The organism is Nocardioides sp. SRI_004, assembly GCF_057586415.1.
This window is the reverse complement of the sequence record NZ_JBYCZV010000012.1, coordinates 84,937-101,626: the sequence shown is the minus strand read 5'-3', so window position 1 is coordinate 101,626 and position 16,690 is coordinate 84,937. Positions and strand designations below refer to the sequence as shown.

The window sequence follows — 16,690 nt, the reverse complement described above, 5'->3', positions numbered from 1 at the left end:
TGTGAATTGCTGGGGCGGTCCCAAGGTCTCCACAAGGTCGCGCCGCGACGCTGGGCACATGAGCCGGATGCATCGACACCGCCGTTCCCGGACCTCGTTCGCCCCGCGGCGCCTCGGCCCGCAGCGGGTGGTGGCGGGCCTGTTCTGGCCGGCCTTCGCCGGAACCGCGGCCAGCGCGGTCTGCGTCGTGTGCGCGGCCCCGGCCGGCGCGCCGCGGTCGGTGCCCGACCGCGCCCCGGCGACCGCGGTGCCGGCCTCCACGGTCCGCGCGGTCTCCGGAGGACCCGGGTACGACGCGCCGTTCGTCGTCGACGGGAGCCCTGCCCGCGGCGACCGCACCATGGTCCTGCTGTGGCGCGCGTACGCCGGCGCGGTCGAGGGTGCGCCCACCGACTGCCACCTGCCGCTCTCGCTCCTCGCAGCGATCGGCCAGGTCGAGTCGGGCTCGCTGTCCGGTCGCACCCTGGACGCGGCGCATCGCGTGGTGCCCGCCGTCCTCGGCCCCGTGCTGGACGGGCACGGCTATGCCGCCGTCGCGGACACCGACCACGGAGACCTCGACGGGAACTCGCGGTGGGACCGCGCGGTCGGACCGATGCAGTTCCTGCCCGGCACGTGGGCCCGCCACGGGCGTGACGGTGACGGGGACGGCCGGCTCGACCCCCAGGACATCGAGGACGCCGCGGCCACCGCCGCGGCGTACCTGTGCAGGCACGAGCGCGACCTCGCCGACCGAGGCCAGCTGGCGGCCGCGCTCCTGGAGTACGGCAACGCCCGGTCCTACGTGCACCTGGTCCTGAGCTGGCAGGCGAACATCGACGCCCAGCTCGGCTCGACCCTCGTCGTCACCCCGCTGCCTCCGGTGCCGGTCGGGTTCCCCCTGCCCGCCGCGACCCCTGCACGGACCCGGCACCCCGCGACGCGGAACCCGGCAGTGCGGCACGCCGCCCATGCCGTCGTGCACGTGCTGGCCGACGCCTCGTCGCCCGCCGCCGCCCCGGCACACCCGGCGGACGCGCCCGGCGACGTCCCGTGGGACGTCGAGCCGACCACCGAGAACCCGGTCGACGCACCCGGCGCATGCCCGGTCCCGGCCGCCGAGCCCCCGACGGCCGAGCCCGGTGCGGTGCCTGCGGGACAGCCCGCCGAGGAGCCCGCCGAGGAGCCCGCTGAAGGGCCCGTGGACGAGCCCGGCGGTGAGGCCACCCCGGAGCCCTCGTCCTGCCTCCCGGCGGGGGAGCCCGTCGAGGAGCCAGCCGAGGAGCCGGCGGAGGAGGTCACCGAGGAACCGGCCGACGGACCAGCCGGCGAGCCGGCCGACGACCCGGTGCCCGGCTCGGCTCCGGACGCGAGCTGACGGACCGGCCCCCAACCGGTCCGTCCGCCCCCCGGGCCTGTCTGTGCCCGCGGCCTGTCATGCCTCACGTCCTGCCGTCCTGCCCGGTCGAGGTGCCGGTGGTGGGGGGGGGGAGAGAGGTAGCCACCACCGGCGTGGGCGGCCCGTCCTCAGACGACGGGCCGCCCCCTCGTCAACAGGTGGTGGCGTCGACCCGCCGGACCGAGCAGCTGTCCGCAGGTAGGACGTGCTGCACACCCCAGGCACCAACTGCGGTGAACGGTCGCCGGGCGTCGCCGTACACGTAGTCGCCGGGTTCGCCACCACCTGCGCCCCCGACCACGTCGAGGTCGAAGGTCTCCCACGCACCGAGCCCCTGGGCGGACATCCAGTTGGAGTACCGGATGGTCCGGTCCTGCGGCCAGTACAGGCCGCCCAGGGTGAAGACGTGGCTGTTCTCGCTGCCGGGCGCCAGGAGGACGTGCACCGTCGTCGGCTCGCCCGCATAGGCGGTCAGCGTCGGGACGTCGCCGGCGCCGGCGAAGGCACCGGGTCCGTCGCCCGCGGGCGCGGCCCGGTAGCCCAGGAGCGTCCGTCCGGCATCGGCGTCCGTCGGGTACGGCATCTGGTCGCGCCCGATCGCGATGTCGTCGTCGGCCAGGGTCACCGTGAAGTCGCGGTAGTTCGGGTGCGCCTGGCCCGGAGCCCGGACCAGCACCTGGCTGCCCAGGTCCTTCAGCGCGCCCGTCACCGGGTCGCGGAAGATCGTCGGCTGGCCGGCGACCGTGGACGCGGGTGCGACCACCACGGCGCCGTACAGGCCGTTCTTGAGGCTGGTCGCGTTGGCGAGGTCGCCGATCGCGGCGCTCCCGATCCGGTCGGTGGGCACGTAGTAGCGGTAGGTGCGGGTGCCACCGGGGGCGACGTCCTGCTCGGGCGCGAACCCGACGTCCACGCCGCCCGACCCGGCCTCGCGGTCGAGCTTGCCCATGCCGAAGCCGACCGGCGTCAGCAGCCGGTTGCGCAGCGTGACCGTGACGCACTCGCCCGCGACGACGTGCATGACCAGCGGCTCGGGCTGCTTGGTGCGCTGGATGATCGCGTTGACGTCGACGGTCGGGACGTACGCCGTCCGCGACCCGTTGTAGACGTTGGACCGGTCGACGGCGGTCAGGTCGAAGGACCGGGCCGGTGCGCCCGCGGGACACGGGTTGCCCGGTGGCGCGTCGGGTGGCGCGCCGCCCGTGCTCGTCGGCTCCGTGTACGACGCCGTCGGGCTCGTCACGCCGGGCAGCGGCTGGAGCCCCGGGACCAGCCCGGGCAGGACCCGGACGATGCCCCAGGCACCCTGCTGGGTGCGGGCCTCCATGCCGTTGGCGTAGAGGTAGTCGCCGGCCCGCAGCCGCATCGCGTCCGGCTTCCCGTTGAGGACCAGCGTGAACCGCTCGCTGATCCCGCCGTGGATCGCATCGATGAGGGTCCCGTTCGGCTGCCCGTCGGCGCTCTGCCGTGGCTCGAGCAGCGTCCGTGCGCCCAGGAAGTGGAGCGTGTCCAGGGTGGGGGAGACGCTGATCGTGCGGACGACGAGTGGGTCGTCGGGGTACAGCCTCGGCAACGGGGTGAGCGGGTCGCCGTACGTCCAGGAGCTGAACTGGTGGGCCTTATCGGGCCGGTCGGCCAGCGGGTTGGCGCGAAGGTTCAGCGTCGAGAAGGCGCTCTGGTCGTTGTCGTTGATGGTCCACAGCGCGAGCTCGCGGAAGCTGCCGTCGACCAGGCCGGGGGCCAGCGGGTTCGTCGTGTGGATGTCGACGAGCGTGCCGGAGTCGACGGGCTTCCCGGTGACCGGGTCGGTCCAGGTCGAGCCCTTCGGCTCGACGATGATCTGGCCGACGAGGCCGTGGCCCCAGCCGTGGATGCCGTCGACGTGGTCGTGCCAGAAGACGTTGTCGACCAGGGCGTCGGGGTACCACCTGCTCTGCAGGAACTCCGTGCCGGCGTACTCGCCGGCGGCGTGCGCGGAGGCCAGGCCGGTGGTCAGGCTGACGGTCCGCGTGCTCGTGTTGACCGAGCGGACCTGCCTGATCTCGATGCCCTCCGTGCCCTGACCGATCGCGATCCACTTCGTCGCCGCCTTGCCGTTGGCGTCGACGCCGGACAGCCCTGCGACCGAGGTGAGCGGGATGCTGGTCGCGCCCTTGAGGACGTTGCGGGCCAGCGTCGGCTCGACCTGCGTGTAGGGCCGCACGCTGTGCTCGTAGGCGAAGCCGGCGCTGACGCCGTCGGAGCCCTGGATGTCGAACTGCACGTGGTGGATGTGCATCGAGACCTTGGAGAAGCCGTCGAAGGTCGCGGCGTCGGGCACCTCGCTGTTGAGGGTGAGCGCGACGCAGTCGCCCTGGTTCGCGCGGATCGCCAGGGGCTCACCGCCGTCAGGTGAGGCCAGCAGCGCCTTCTTGTCCTTGGCCAGGACGAACACCTTGCCGTCCGGGTCGACCTCCGTCGGCGTGCGCCGGATCGGCTTGGCCACGGCGACCACGTTGTAGGTGCGGGTGGTCCGCCCGGCCGGGCACAGGCCGTCCTTCCTGCGGGCCCACGGATCGGTCCCCAGAGCGCCGGCGGGGGCGGCGTCGGCGTTGCCGCCGAGGTACGGCGCACCCGTGTGCCCGTTGCCCGTGAACGGTGGTCTGCCCCCGATGTGCGTGCGCAGCAGGGGGTACGCCGGCCGGCCGTTCAGCGGGTTGAACAGGATCGTCGGCCGCCCGCCGACCACGTGGCCCTGGTCGACGAGGAGCAGGTTGGGCTGGCCAGGGACGACCTTCGGCGACTCGACGAAGTCGGTCGGGTCGGCCGGTGCCCCGAGGTAGACCGGGGCGGCCGAGGTACCGGCGACCTTCCAGTCCATGACGGTCGCGTCCTGGTTGTCCGCCGGGATGCCCGACGGGGGCAGCTGCGGCCGGATCCACGCGTCGAGGTTGTTCCTGGTGATCTTCGTGCCGCCGAACGTGCGTCCGATCAGGCCGGAGGAGTCGACGGCCGTCGGCGGCGCCGGGCGGTCGCCGAGGGGAACGAGGTCGGGCTGCAGGGTGTCGAAGACCCGCCACAGCGCCCACATGCCCGAGACGTAGTGCTTGGCGATGTGGCAGTGGTAGAGGAAGTCGCCGGCGGACTGCTGCACGCCGCCGGCGCCGCCCTCGAGCTCGAGGTTGTAGGACTCGCCGGGGCCGACCGACTGCGAGTCGAGCCGCTGCGACGGCGACAGGGCGGTGGCGGGATCCTTCCGCAGGCCCGTGTCCGCGTAGTAGTACGACGGGTCGGAGACCGGGTTGAAGCGCCAGCGGTCACCGCCGCCGTGCAGGTGGAAGATGTGGAACTTCTCCGCCCCGGCGTGCATCAGCCGGATCTTGGTCGGGTCGGCCAGGTAGCCGCGCATCATCGGCGTCGACGGCTCGCCGAAGGTGTAGGAGCTGTAGGCGTGGCTCTTCTCCCGGGGGAAGGCCAGCAGCCGGTTGCGGAAGGACTCGCTGCGGTAGTTGAACGCGAAGCTGCCCGGCCGGTAGGAGCCGGTCGTCCTGTCGACGAGGGGCACGGGGGTGCCGTCCTTCGCCGTCAGCTGCTCGTTGTCGTTGCCGATCTCGTGGTGCAGGATCGCCGCCTCGCGGAAGGCGCAGGTCGGCTGGGGACTGTCCATCTGGCACGGGACGTCCACCCCGCCGGGCTTGATGATCGCCTCCCACCCCGAGGCCAGGCGTTGCCCCGCGACGCTGGTGTTCCAGTACGTCGAGCCGGGCGGCTCGACCACCAGCGACCCGAACAGGCCGTGGTCGACCGCCGCGCGCATGCCCGGGCCGGGGTGGATGTGGTGGCCGCCCTCTGCGCGACGGTCGTCCGGCACGGCGAACCGGTAGGTCACCGTGTCACCGGGGTCCGCCGCGGACGACGGGTTGCCGCCGACCTGGTCGCCCGAGGAGCTCACCGCGAACTTCAGCCCGTCGATGTGCATGCCGACCGCTCCGCGCGAGGCGTGGTTGGTGAAGGTGATCGCCACGCAGTCGCCCTCGTTGGCCCGGATCACCAGCGGCTGGATCGGGTCGTCGCGCAGCCCGATGGAGACCTGCTGGCTCTGCTCCTGCTGCCGGATCGCGGGGATCGCGTCCGTCAGGGCGTACATCACGCCGTCGGGGTCGTGGTCGCCGAACCGGTTGACCGGGATGTCGACGTCGATGGCGGTGACGTCGAAGGAGGTGTCCGTGGGCCCGCCGGCGAGGCAGTCCGGGGCGGCGCTCGCTGCCGGTGCCACGCTGGTGAGGGCGCAGGTCGTCAGCAGGGTGACGGCACCGGTGGCCAGGGCCAGTCCGGCCCGGACCCGCCGGGGCGAGAGCGCCCCGGCTGCCCGTCGTACCTGCTGGACGAGGGCGAGGAGCGGCAGCAGCACCACCAACCCCGTTGCGGCGTCCGCCAGGAGCGTCGCCGGACCGACGTCGCCGCCGGCCGAGGACGCGTGCAGCTGGGCGCCGGCCGCGACGGCCAGAGCCGCGGCCGGCGCGGTCAGGAGGAGCTCGGTGCGGCCGCCACGGGCCCGCGTCGCCGCGAGCAGCACCACGACCGCGGTCACGGTCGGCACCAGCGCGAAGCCGACCATCGCGCCGAGCTGGAGCAGGAACCCGCCCGGGCCGGCGCCGTGCTCGACATGTCTCGCCGGCTCGAGGAGCGCGAGCCAGGCCGAGCCGGTCACGCAGCAGAGCAGGCCGGCCAGCAGGTCGGCGGCGATCGTGGCACCGGTGCGGGTGACGGTGGTGCGGGGAGCTGACTGACGGGACATGGCTGGCCTCCTGGTGCGTCAGTGGTGGTGCTCGTCGTCGCCCGGAGTGGGCGCGGTGCGTCCCGAGGAGCCCGGGACGGCGGGGATGGCGACCGAGTGGTCCGAGGTGGCGGTGCCGAGGGACAGCCGGGCGTCGGTGCGCGGTACGACGAAGCTCACCGAGCCCTCGACCATCGCGTGGGGGGTGAGCGTGCCGGTGCCGAGCGAGCCGCTCGCCGGCACGATCGGCTTCGTCGAGCCGGCGGCGAACGCCCGCAGCTGCGACGGGTCGTAGGCGGCGGCACGGTCGCCCGCCGAGACCCGCAGCCACACCTGGACCATCATCTGGTCCGCGGTGACCCAGCCCGAGATGTCGTGGCCCATGCCGCCCATGAGGTCGGTGCCGGCGACGCCGACCACCTCCTCCGCGGCGACCACCTCGACCCGGGCGTCGCCCAGCTTCAGCGTGGGTGGCGCCTCGTGGCCGTGCGGGGACGCGGCGTGGTGGGCAGGGTCCAGGAGCGACAGGGCCCGCTGGCCGCCGTACACGGTGGCCGCGCAGAGCAGCACCACGAGCAGCAGGGTCCACCTGGTCGTCTCGCCGACGGGTGCGGGTCGCCGCACGGTCGTGTGCATGCTCCGATCGTTCTCCGCCGCCCTTGCACGGATCTTGGAGGACGGCCCCGTCAGGGAGCGCACGGATGCCCGTGGCCGTCGGCCACGGGCATCCGCTCCAAGGGGTGGTCGGTTCCTCCTACTGCGTCCTGAAGGTCCAGGCCACCGGGGCCAGGCGGTTGCCCGCGAGGTCACGGATGGCGTTGGTCAGGTTGACCCGGTAGGTCCTGCCGGGCAGGAGGTTCAGCACCGGGTTCAGCGTGGCGGTCCGGCCGTCCGCGCTCACCGTCACGACCGCTGCCACGCGGGTGTTGGTCGCGGTGTTGGTGAGGGTGAACGTCACGGGTGTCACGTTGAGCACCGGCTCGCTGAAGGTCACCACGGTGTTGGCGCCCAGGGCGACCCCGGTCGCTCCCGCCGCCGGCGACCTCGTGGAGACGGTCGGGGCGATCAGGTCGGGGACGGTCCGGAAGTTCCACGACGTGGTCGCCAGCGGGTTGCCCGCCAGGTCCCGGATCGCCGTGGCACCGCCGGTCAGGGTGACCGTGTACCGGGTGTTGTTGGCCAGCGCGGCATTCGGTGTCAGGGTCACGGTGTTGCCTGCCAGGTTCACCGTTGCCGGGACGTTGACGCCGGTCACGGTGTTCCGCAGTCGGACCGTGGTGCCGTTGACACCCTGGACCGGCTCACTGAACGTGGCCGTCACGGTCGTCCCGATCGGGACGTTCGTGGCGCCCGCTCCCGGGGTGCGTGCCGTGACGGTCGGTGCCGTCGTGTCGGCCAGGACCGTCACCGCGTTGGACGGAGCGCTGTTGGCGCCCGTGCCGACCGCGTTGATGGCCGCCACCCGCAGCCGGACCGAGGTGCCCGGGGTCAGGCCCGTGACCGTCGCGCTGGTGGCGCTCGGGTTGTTCACGGTGGTGGTCCCGACCACGTTGTTGCCGGCGTCGATCGCCTGCACGCGGAACCCGGTGACCGGCGAGCCTCCGTCGTCGGCCGGGCCGGACCAGGTGACGCTGGCCGAGCCGACCCCCGCGGTCGCCGTACCGATCGTCGGAGCCCCCGGAGCGGTGTTCGCGGGGGTGACCCCGTTGGACTCCGCCGAGAAGGGGCTGGTGCCGAAGGCGCCCACCGCCCGCACCCGGAAGGTGTAGGTGGTGCCATTGGTCAGGCCGGTGACGTGGATGCTGCTGTCGGTCGACGGCGCGGTCCGCAGGGCTCCCTGCTGGACGCCGCCGCTGAGCACCTGGATCTCGAACGAGCTGGTCGGCTGGCCCGAGGCTGCAGCGGTCCAGGTGACGTCGGCGGAGGAAGGCCCGGCCGTGGCGGTCCCGATCGTGGGTGCGTCGGGTGCCGCCAGGACCACGATCTCCGTGGTGCCGTCGTCATTGGTGAACTGCAGGCGCTCGATGTTGCGCAGCGTGTCCTTCCCGTCGAGGACCTTCTGCGCGGCACCCCGCGCTCCGGTCTGCTCCACGATCACGTGGTCGCCCTCCGAGGTGATGGTGTAGCTCGACCTCGGGCCGCGGTACACCGCCGTGTCGACGGCCGGGGCCGGGTTGGCGCCCGAGCTGGCCGCGTCGTGGTCCCCGGCAGGAGCCGGGATCAGGAAGCGGACCGCCACGAGCTGGCCCGGGTCCACGACTCCGGCGAACACGTCCTGCTGGAGCGTGTGGTTGCTGCCCGTGAGGTACGGGTGCTCCATCAGGTCGGTGCTGCCGATGACCGGTCCGGTGCCGTCCACGTTGGCGTGGACGTCGATCCGGACGTTGAGCGAGCGGTCGCCGTCGATGATGTCGTCGGCGCCACGACCGGTGATCGTGTCGCTCCCGCCGCCACCGATGAGGATCTCGCCGTCACCCCAGACGTTGCCGCTGAGCGGGCAGGTGCCGGCTGCCGCGTCGGCGTTGAGGGACGCCGCCGGCGTCGTCCTGATGCTCGGGGGCACCAGGGCGTCCAGCCCGACGATCCGGTCCACACCGGCCTGGTCGAGCGCGTCGCAGCCGCTGAAGCCCGCGCCGCCCTGGGCCAGCGGGACATCGTCGGTGCCCTTGAGCACGTCGTTGAACGCCGATCCCGAGTTGCCCTCGACCTCCTGCCACCGGTCACGGTTGACGACCACCTGGATCGGGACGCCGACCAGATTGTTGTTGATCGCCATGTCCTCGTCCGCGCCCACCGTGTCGTACTGGTGGAAGGCCCAGTCGAAGCCGCCGGCACCGGCGTTGCGGTCGACGGCCGCGTTCGCGGCCATCAGGTCGTCGCCGCCCTCGGCGTCGTAGTCGTTCTCACCGACCTGGCCGATCATGATCTCGTTGCCGGGAGCCGTCTCGCCGGGGTCGTCGAAGAACGGTGCTCCGTGGTCGCCCTGGATCAGGTCCTGGCCCGAGCCGCCCTCCAGCCAGTCGTCGCCACCGTCGCCGAAGACGGCGTCAGCGCCCTGGCCGAGGATGACGAAGTCGTCCCCGGGGCCGGCGAACTCCTCGTTGTCGTTGGCTCCACCGTTCATGAAGTCCTTGCCGTCGCCACCCATCATGATGTCGTCCCCGATGCCCGCGTCGAGCGCATCGTTGCCGGGACCACCCTTCAGCGTGTCGGCACCGGAGAGGTCGGTGACGATGTCGTCGCCCTCGCCGCCGAGCGCCACGTCGTCGCCGCCGTTGCCCTCGATGACGTCACGGCCCTTGCCGCCCCAGAAGGTGTCGTTGTCGTTGCCGCCGAAGACGCGGTCGACCCCGTCCGTTCCCTGGTAGACCGCCTGGCCGTTGATGCCCGACGGATCGACCGAGTTGAACTGGCGGTACTGGATGGTGCCGTCCGGCTTGCGGAGCAGCAGCAGCGACTCGTCGCAGTCGGGCGTCGACGGGTCGTCCGCGACCGTCGAGCCGAACTGCGTGAACCCGGCGGGAGTCCCCGCGAGGTGGGCGAGCTGGAACTTGCAGTCGGCCGTCGCGAAGGCGTCCGCCTTGAGGGTGTTGGTGTTGTCGGTGTTGCGCTGGATCAGCTCGGAGAACGAGTTGCCCTCGAGCTGGGTGCGCAGGTTCAGGCCGGGCGTGCGGGCCAGGTAGTAGAACCGGTCACCGTCCTGCAGCTTCTCCAGCTGGGTCTGGAACACGTAGTTGAACGTGCTGCCCAGCAGTCCGCCGAAGAGGTTGGTGATCTCGGCCAGGCCGCCCACCCAGAGGTCGACGTCGTCCAGGCCGGTGGTGGTCACGCCGTTGGCGTTGCTGGACCAGTCACCGGTGCTGAACATGAAGTCCGACGCGTCGGCCGGCGGGACGTCGCTGCCCTGCGGGTTGACGATCGCCCGGGCAGCGTCCCGCTTGGCGACCAGGGTCGTCGCGCCGGTGATGCTCGGGTGCTTGCCGTACGCCGCGACGAAGTTGATCAGCGACTCGGGGTGCTTCAGGTGCTGCCCGAAGTCGCTCCAGCTCGTGTACGGCGCCAGCTGGCCGTCGTTCGTCTCGGCGAAGATCTGCCGACGCACGTCGTTGAGCGGCGGGATGCCGGCCTCACGGGCACGCGTCATGTTGATCGCCGGCAGGTCGAGCGGGAGGCCCAGCAGGTTGTTGCGCAGGGTCTCCGTGACGAACTCGTCGAGCTCGTTGCCCACCTGGTCGGAGGAGCCCATGACGATGCTGCCCGCAGCCTGCTTGGCGTTGAGCGTGCCTGCCGACCCACCGTCGAAGTAGGCGGGTGGGTTGAGGAAGGCCGTCAACAGTGGCAGCGAGTTGTCCGAGCCGTCACCGTTGGTCCGGGCGACGTCGTCGTCGAGCATCGAGTGGCCGAACCGGTAGACCGCGTGGGCGAACTCCGCCTCGACCGCCGGGTTGATGTCGGGGCTGTAGACGTGGAACGGCCGGATCGCCGGCTGCACCTTGCGCGCGAACTCCTCGAAGACGAGGTGCTGGTACTGCATCTCGGTGATGAAGCGGGCCGCCTGGAAGAGCCGCTCGCCGTAGTCGTAGCCGCTGACGCCGATCGCCTTCCAGTTGGCCAGCGCCGCCACCCCGCTGGGGGTCGTGTCGTTCGTCAGGATCTGGTCGATCTCGTCCACCAGCCTGTTGTGCTCGGAGTGGAACACCTGGTGGATGGTCGACAGTGCGATGTTCTCGTTGCACCGGCCGTCACCACAGGCGAAGTGCGCGTCGAGCATCTCGTCGTCGTACGTCCCGGCCGGTTGGCTCGCGAAGTCGGCGGACGGGGTGTCGTTCGCGTCCGGCACCGGCGGAACCGGGGGAGTGCCCGGGTTGTGGTCGGTGTCCTGCGGGCTCGGGTCCGCGTTGTGCGCGATGTCGGTCAGGAAGGGCGTGTCGAAGTGCAGGACGTTCGCGGGGACCGCCACCGGCGAGTCGAGGTTGCCCTCGACGAGACCGGTCTTGGTCACGTACTGCGGCAGACCCCGTGCCGGACCGGGGATGAACTTGCCGTAGGGGTCGGTCGCCAGCATCGGGACGTTGAGCGCGTCCATGTCGACGAGTCGCAGGCCGAGCTTCTCCGCCGCCTGCTTCTTCACCGCTGCCCACGTGCCGATCCCGCCGGCGCCGTCGGGCGATCCGGCGTAGGTCTCGCCGGCCGGGAGTCCCTCGAGGAACTTGCCCGTCGCGACCGAGGCCGGGTTGTCCGCGCCGTAGGGGCCGGACCGGCTGCTCGCGGCGTACGCGCGCAGGAAGACCTGGTGCGAGGCGTGCGAGGTGTAGGTCTGGCTCTGGTCCACCCAGGGCGTGTCGGTGTTGTTGGCGTTCTGGATGTCGTCCGCGCTCTCGTCCGCGGGCGTGCTCGGGTCGTCGCCGAGGACGCCGTCGGGACCGGGCTGGTTCTGGGCGCGGGTGATCACCATGAAGGCCTGTGAGGCGGGCACCTCGTCACCCGTGCCGGCCTTGCCGTCCGGGCCGAGGACGCGCAGCGGGTCGTCCGCCTTGAGCGGGACGAACACGTTGCCGCCGCTCTTCACGGTCTGGTCGACGCCGTGGTCGAAGAACTGCCCGAAGAACGTGAACAGGCTGTTGTACGGCGGCGAGAGGCCCACGTCGGTCGTCACGTTCGGGATGAACAGCGTGTGGTGGCTCGGCACGCAGCCGGCAGGGACGCCCTCGACCGGCGGGTCCGCCGTCGGTTCGGGGTCCGTGGTGCAGGGGAACAGCCCGGGGTTGCCCTGGCTGCGCACCGGGTAGCCGGCGGCGGCGATCGCGGCCGGGTTCGTCGAGGTCTGGTCGACGATCAGGTTGCTGATCACGCGCGGCTGGGAGTCGAAGACGTTGCCCTTCTTCTGGGCGTACGACGACGGCCCCGGCGGGCCGAAGCCGGTCGGGACGTTCTCCGCGTCGCGGAACCGGGGGGTGGTCAACCGCGGGAACGGCTGGTCGGCGGCGGCGAAGTACTCCTCGCCCGTCTTGAGGTTGTTGCAGCTGCCGTCCACCGTGCGCAGGCCGTAGGTGGTCAGGATGTCCGGCACCTGCTCGGAGTCGGGGATGCCGTCACCGGGCTGGTTGAGCAGCGTGCTGCAGGGGTGCGCCGGGGTGCGGGTCAGGGAGTGCCGCTCGGCGATCTTGATCTGCTTGAGGATGAACGCGAGGTCGCCCGTCGTCACCGTGAAGCCGCTGCCCACGGGGCCGGGGTCGGCCTCGACGGCCGGGGCGACCATCTGGAGTCCGAGCGCCAGCGACACCGCGAAGGCGGTCGCGCCCGCGACCTCGCGCCGGCGGATGCGGAGGAGCACGCGGAGCCGGGTCCTGGCCCGTCTGGCCGCGTGGCGGCGTCGTACGGACCTCCGACCCGAGCCGGCGCTCGACGCCGAGGGGTGTGTCGCGTGTGCAGGGCGCGTTGCGTGCATGGTCGTACCTGCCTCGTATCGGTGATGGACTGATCCACCATCGGCAGGCGTCCTTGGGAAAACCTTGCGGGCTCCCGGGACGCTCAGCAGGACCTGATCGCGGCCAGCTCGAAGTGCATGGGATCGGTGTAGCGCCACGTCCCGCCCCAGGCGAAGCCGCACCGGACGAGGATCGCCACCACCCGCCGGTCGATCGTGCCGGCGGTGCCGCGCCGGTTGCCGGGGACGTTGAGGTCGATCGCGGTGCCGAAGGTGTGGAACGACAGCCCGCGCGAGGGGTCGTGGCCGATGAAGCGCGGGACGTAGCAGCCGCCGTACTCGTCGGCGTGGACCTCCGCGGCGAGGCCGGCCTCCACGACCCGGGTCAGCGCCCGGCGCAGCGCGGGCAGCATCGCGCGGTTGCAGGTGACCGCGCCGAGGACCGGCACCCGCTCGGTGCGGATGTGGGTGCGCACCCACCGGGCCTCGGGGTCGACCGTGCCGTCCGGGTTGGGGGTGTAGCTGAACGACCCGACCGCGGCGGCGACCGAGCCGCCCGTGAGCACGGCGCTCAGCGCCTGGTCCGGTACGACGTTCGGGGCGAGCAGGCTGACCGACGCCCTCGTGCCGAGCACCCGCCGCAGCCGGCGGACCACGGGCCCGGGCGCGGCGAACCGGGTCGACACGACGAGGGCATTGCCCTTCGGCAGGTGCAGCCGGTCGGCCCACCGCTCGTTGAGCAGCGCCCCGATCGCCGAGTGGGGGACCAGGGGTGCGTACGCCGCGACGTGCGCGCGCTGGGCGTTGTCGTCGTTGCCGAGGGTCACGAAGTCGCCCGGGCCCGCGAGCGCGGTGCGGAGGTCGGGCCGCAAGCCGATCTCCCCGTCGGCGACCCGGTCCCACAGCGCGTCGAGGACGGCGGTCGGGCCGGGGGTGAACTGACGGAAGGTCGCCGGGTCGACGGCGGCGTACGTGATCGCCTCGCCCTCCCGGTAGAAGGTGGCGAGCGAGAACTGCTCGAGCCGGGCCACGCCCTGGGTCGCAGCGGCGCGGGCGACCAGGTCGGCGTCGATGGGGCGCGGGCTCTGGACGAGGATGTCGGGGGAGTCGCCGGTCGACTCGAAGGGCCCGGGCCGGGCCATCGCGACGTCCTGGTCGCTCGGGGCGGCGGAGGCCGTCGCCGGGGACGTCGGGCCGGCCGTCGGCGCCGGCGAGCCGGCGCAGCCCGAGCAGAGCACGATGCAGGCGAGAGCGACCGAGAGCACGCGTCGCTTTCCGGCCAATGGACCCCCCGGACACCTGGTCCAGCGATGCTACTCCGCCTTCGGCGAGGGAACCGTCAGCTGATCTCCGGCAGCTCCTGCGCGCTGCCCAGCAGCGCCCGGAACGGGTCGCCCGTCCGCGTGCGGTCAGCAGGCCAGGGCGGGGTTGAACTCGGCGAACATCCCGTCCGGGTTGTGCGCCCACGTCCAGACGTGGAGGTCGTAGTGCACGGGCGCGCCAGTGCCGTGGCCGGGCATCGGCCCGTCGAACTCGTGGCCGAGCAGCGACGGGCGGTCGTCATCGGTCGCCAGGTCCTGGTCGCGGTCGGCCTGGAAGTACTCCACGCCCACGAGCCGCAGCTCGCCCTCGACGGGCAGGTAGAGCAGGAACGCCGGCTTGCGGAGGTCGATCGACGCTGCTGCGCGCGCCGGGTTCATGTAGTGGACACCCATCGCTCCGGCCGGGCTCTCGACACAGTCGGACACGGGGACGTAGCCGTCGGCCTCTGCCGCCGCGACGTCGTGGTACTTCGCCGTCACCGCCCGCACCGTGGCGAGGGTGCCGGGCTTGGGCTCCGGTGCGGCCTGCGCACCGGTCGGCGCCAGGGTCGAGGCCACGGCGGGCAACGGGGCCAGCAGGCCGCCCAGGACGACCGCGGCGGTACGACGCCGGCGGGCACGTCGGGCGTGGCGGGCTCGGGTGGTGGGGTTCATGGTCAGGACTCGCTCTCGCTCGGTTGGTTGCGGTGCGAGAAGCATCCGGTCGTCCTACCCACCTGGAACATCCCGTAGGTGCGGGGAATTCGCGGTCCCAGAAAGGTGGGGGAGGGCGTCGTCGGTCCACGAGCTCCGGAGCGCGACTGGCGAGCCCCGGGAGTGCGGGCGCTGCGCGAGCCCGGGAAAAGCGTTTGGCCGATCGGCGGGCCGGGCCCCACCCTTGACGCACTCCACCGGTACGCGCCGGTGCGGAGACCGGGGTTACTTCACTGGTAATGAGCGGGTTGCGGGTTCGAGTCCCGCCGCGACGGGCGACCGTCGTGTAGCTCAAACGGCAGAGCAGCTGTCGACACCTCGGTCGACCTGGTCCTCGGCGCGTCCCGTCGGAGGGTGCCCGGTGCGAAGGCCACGGCTACTTCGTCTCCAACGGTCCCGCTGACAACGGGAAAACACCGTCGCCGCACGGTCCTCGGGCGCCACCCCTGCCTGCCCGGCGTCCCGCCGGGCAGGCCGACGAACGACCCCGCCCTCGGAAGGAGGGACACCACATGAGCAAGTTCAACCTGAGCGGCCTGCGCCGCACCGGCACGAGCGCCGTCCGCACGGCGGACCACGCGACCGGCCGCACCCACGAGGGGGCGCGCGGCCACGCCCGCGACGCCAAGGGCGAGCTGTTCCTGCTCGCCGTCACCTCCTTCGTCGCGGAGGACACCTTCTACGAGGCAGCAGCCGAGCGCGACGAGCGACTGCGGGCACTCGCCGCGACGGTCGCGCTCGAGGACGTCGACTGGACCCTGCGCCTGGTCCGCTGGCTCCGCACGGGGGCGCACCTGCGCACGGTCGCGCTCGTCGTCGCCGCCGAGGCCGTCAAGGCCCGCCTGGAGGCGGGCATCGCCGGCGACAACCGCGCGCTGGTCGAGGCCGCCCTCGACCGTGCGGACGAGCCGGGCGAGATGCTGGCCTACTGGGCCTTGCGGCACGGCCGCGCCTTCCCCAAGCCGGTCAAGCGCGGCGTCGCGACGGCAGCCGAGCGTCTCTACACCGAGCGTTCGCTGCTCAAGTACGACGCCCGGGGCCGCGACTACCGGTTCGCGGACGTGCTCGAGCTGACCCACGCGCGTCCCCGCGACGCGCGGCAGTCGGCGCTGTTCCGGCACGCCCTGGACCGCCGGCACGACCGGGCGGACGCCGTCCCGGACGAGCTCGCCGTCCTCGCGGCGCGGGAGCGGCTGCTCGCCGTACCCGTCGCCGAGCGGCGCGCGACCCTCGTCGGCGACCCCGAGGGGCTGCGCCGTGCCGGGATGACCTGGGAGCAGGTCGCCGGCTGGCTGCAGGGTCCCCTGGACGCGGCCGCGTGGGAGGCCCTGGTCCCGTCGATGGGCTACATGGCGCTGCTGCGCAACCTGCGCAACTTCGACCGGGCGGGTGTCGCCGACGACGTGGCCGCAACGGTGGCTGCCAAGCTGGCCGACGCCGGTGAGGTCGCTCGGTCGCGCCAGCTGCCGCTGCGCTTCCTGTCGGCGTACCGGGCAGCGCCCTCGCTGCGCTGGGCCTGGCCGCTGGAGCAGGCCCTGCAGGCCAGCCTGGCCAACGTCCCGGAGCTGCCGGGCCGCACGCTGGTGCTGGTGGACCGCTCGGGCTCGATGTTCTCGCGGCTCTCGGGCCGCTCGACCGTCACCCGCGCCGACGCGGCAGCGGTCTTCGGCGCGGCGCTGGCGGTCCGGTCGGCACGAGCCGACCTGGTCGAGTTCGGCACGGACAGCCGGACGGTGGCCGCGCGGCGCGGGGAGTCCGTGCTGGCGCTCGCCGGCCGGATGGGCAACCTCGGCGGCACCAACACCGCCGCCGCCGTACGCCGCCACTTCCGCCGACACGACCGCGTCGTCATCGTCACCGACGAGCAGGCGTGGGCGGGCTGGCGCGGCCAGGACCCGACGTCGGCGGTGCCGGCGACGGTGCCGGTTTACACCTTCAACCTGGCCGGCTACCGGTACGGCCACGGCCCCTCGGGCTCGGCCAACCGGCACACCTTCGGCGGCCTGAGCGACCAGGGCTTCGCCGCGATCCCGCTCCTGGAGGCGGGACGTGACGCCGACTGGCCGTTCTGACGCCCGGCTCCGGGTCGGACGTGGCCGGCCGGCCCGCGGTCT

The 16,690-nt window shown here is 72.7% G+C and carries 7 protein-coding genes and 1 tRNA gene; 3 read left to right on the top strand and 5 right to left on the bottom strand.

What is annotated here, in order from left to right; genetic code table 11:
* The first annotated feature begins 58 nt into the window (after positions 1-58).
* Positions 59-1,357 (top strand): lytic murein transglycosylase, encoded by a 1,299-nt coding sequence (locus tag AC2YHB_RS17200; protein WP_306457129.1) that lies wholly within the window; start codon positions 59-61, stop codon positions 1,355-1,357.
* Between the two features lie 172 nt (positions 1,358-1,529).
* On the opposite strand, the gene AC2YHB_RS17195 is transcribed toward AC2YHB_RS17200, so the two are convergent.
* From AC2YHB_RS17195 to AC2YHB_RS17175, 5 genes are all read right to left on the bottom strand, one after another.
* Complete coding sequence (locus AC2YHB_RS17195; protein WP_179650459.1) at positions 1,530-6,155, bottom strand: multicopper oxidase domain-containing protein; 4,626 nt, start codon at positions 6,153-6,155, stop codon at positions 1,530-1,532.
* 18 nt (positions 6,156-6,173) lie between these two features.
* On the bottom strand, positions 6,174-6,770 hold the full coding sequence (locus AC2YHB_RS17190; protein ID WP_179650461.1) for a hypothetical protein: 597 nt from the start codon (positions 6,768-6,770) through the stop codon (positions 6,174-6,176).
* A 118-nt stretch (positions 6,771-6,888) separates the two neighbouring features.
* On the bottom strand, positions 6,889-12,468 hold the full coding sequence (locus tag AC2YHB_RS17185; RefSeq protein ID WP_487354338.1) for a peroxidase family protein: 5,580 nt from the start codon (positions 12,466-12,468) through the stop codon (positions 6,889-6,891).
* Positions 12,469-12,665: 197 nt separating this feature from the next.
* Entirely contained in the window at positions 12,666-13,826 is a 1,161-nt protein-coding gene (locus AC2YHB_RS17180) for a M15 family metallopeptidase (protein ID WP_179650463.1), read from the bottom strand.
* Positions 13,827-13,970: 144 nt separating this feature from the next.
* Positions 13,971-14,537, bottom strand: coding sequence for a hypothetical protein (locus AC2YHB_RS17175; protein WP_179650465.1), 567 nt, complete (start codon positions 14,535-14,537; stop codon positions 13,971-13,973).
* 227 nt (positions 14,538-14,764) lie between these two features.
* Here AC2YHB_RS17175 and AC2YHB_RS17170 point away from each other — a divergent pair.
* A tRNA-Thr gene (locus AC2YHB_RS17170) sits at positions 14,765-14,848 on the top strand.
* Positions 14,849-15,088: 240 nt separating this feature from the next.
* The gene (locus AC2YHB_RS17165; protein ID WP_179650467.1) at positions 15,089-16,648 is read left to right on the top strand and encodes a TROVE domain-containing protein; all 1,560 of its coding nucleotides are present in this window, start codon (positions 15,089-15,091) and stop codon (positions 16,646-16,648) included.
* Positions 16,649-16,690 lie beyond the last annotated feature (42 nt).

Bases quoted from the DNA above. Each gene is read 5' to 3' on its own strand.
- AC2YHB_RS17165 (WP_179650467.1), top strand. From the start codon at position 15,089: ATGAGCAAGTTCAACCTGAGCGGCCTGCGCCGCACCGGCACGAGCGCC.
- AC2YHB_RS17200 (WP_306457129.1), top strand. From the start codon at position 59: ATGAGCCGGATGCATCGACACCGCCGTTCCCGGACCTCGTTCGCCCCG.
- AC2YHB_RS17190 (WP_179650461.1), bottom strand. From the start codon at position 6,770: ATGCACACGACCGTGCGGCGACCCGCACCCGTCGGCGAGACGACCAGG.
- AC2YHB_RS17195 (WP_179650459.1), bottom strand. From the start codon at position 6,155: ATGTCCCGTCAGTCAGCTCCCCGCACCACCGTCACCCGCACCGGTGCC.
- AC2YHB_RS17175 (WP_179650465.1), bottom strand. From the start codon at position 14,537: ATGAACCCCACCACCCGAGCCCGCCACGCCCGACGTGCCCGCCGGCGT.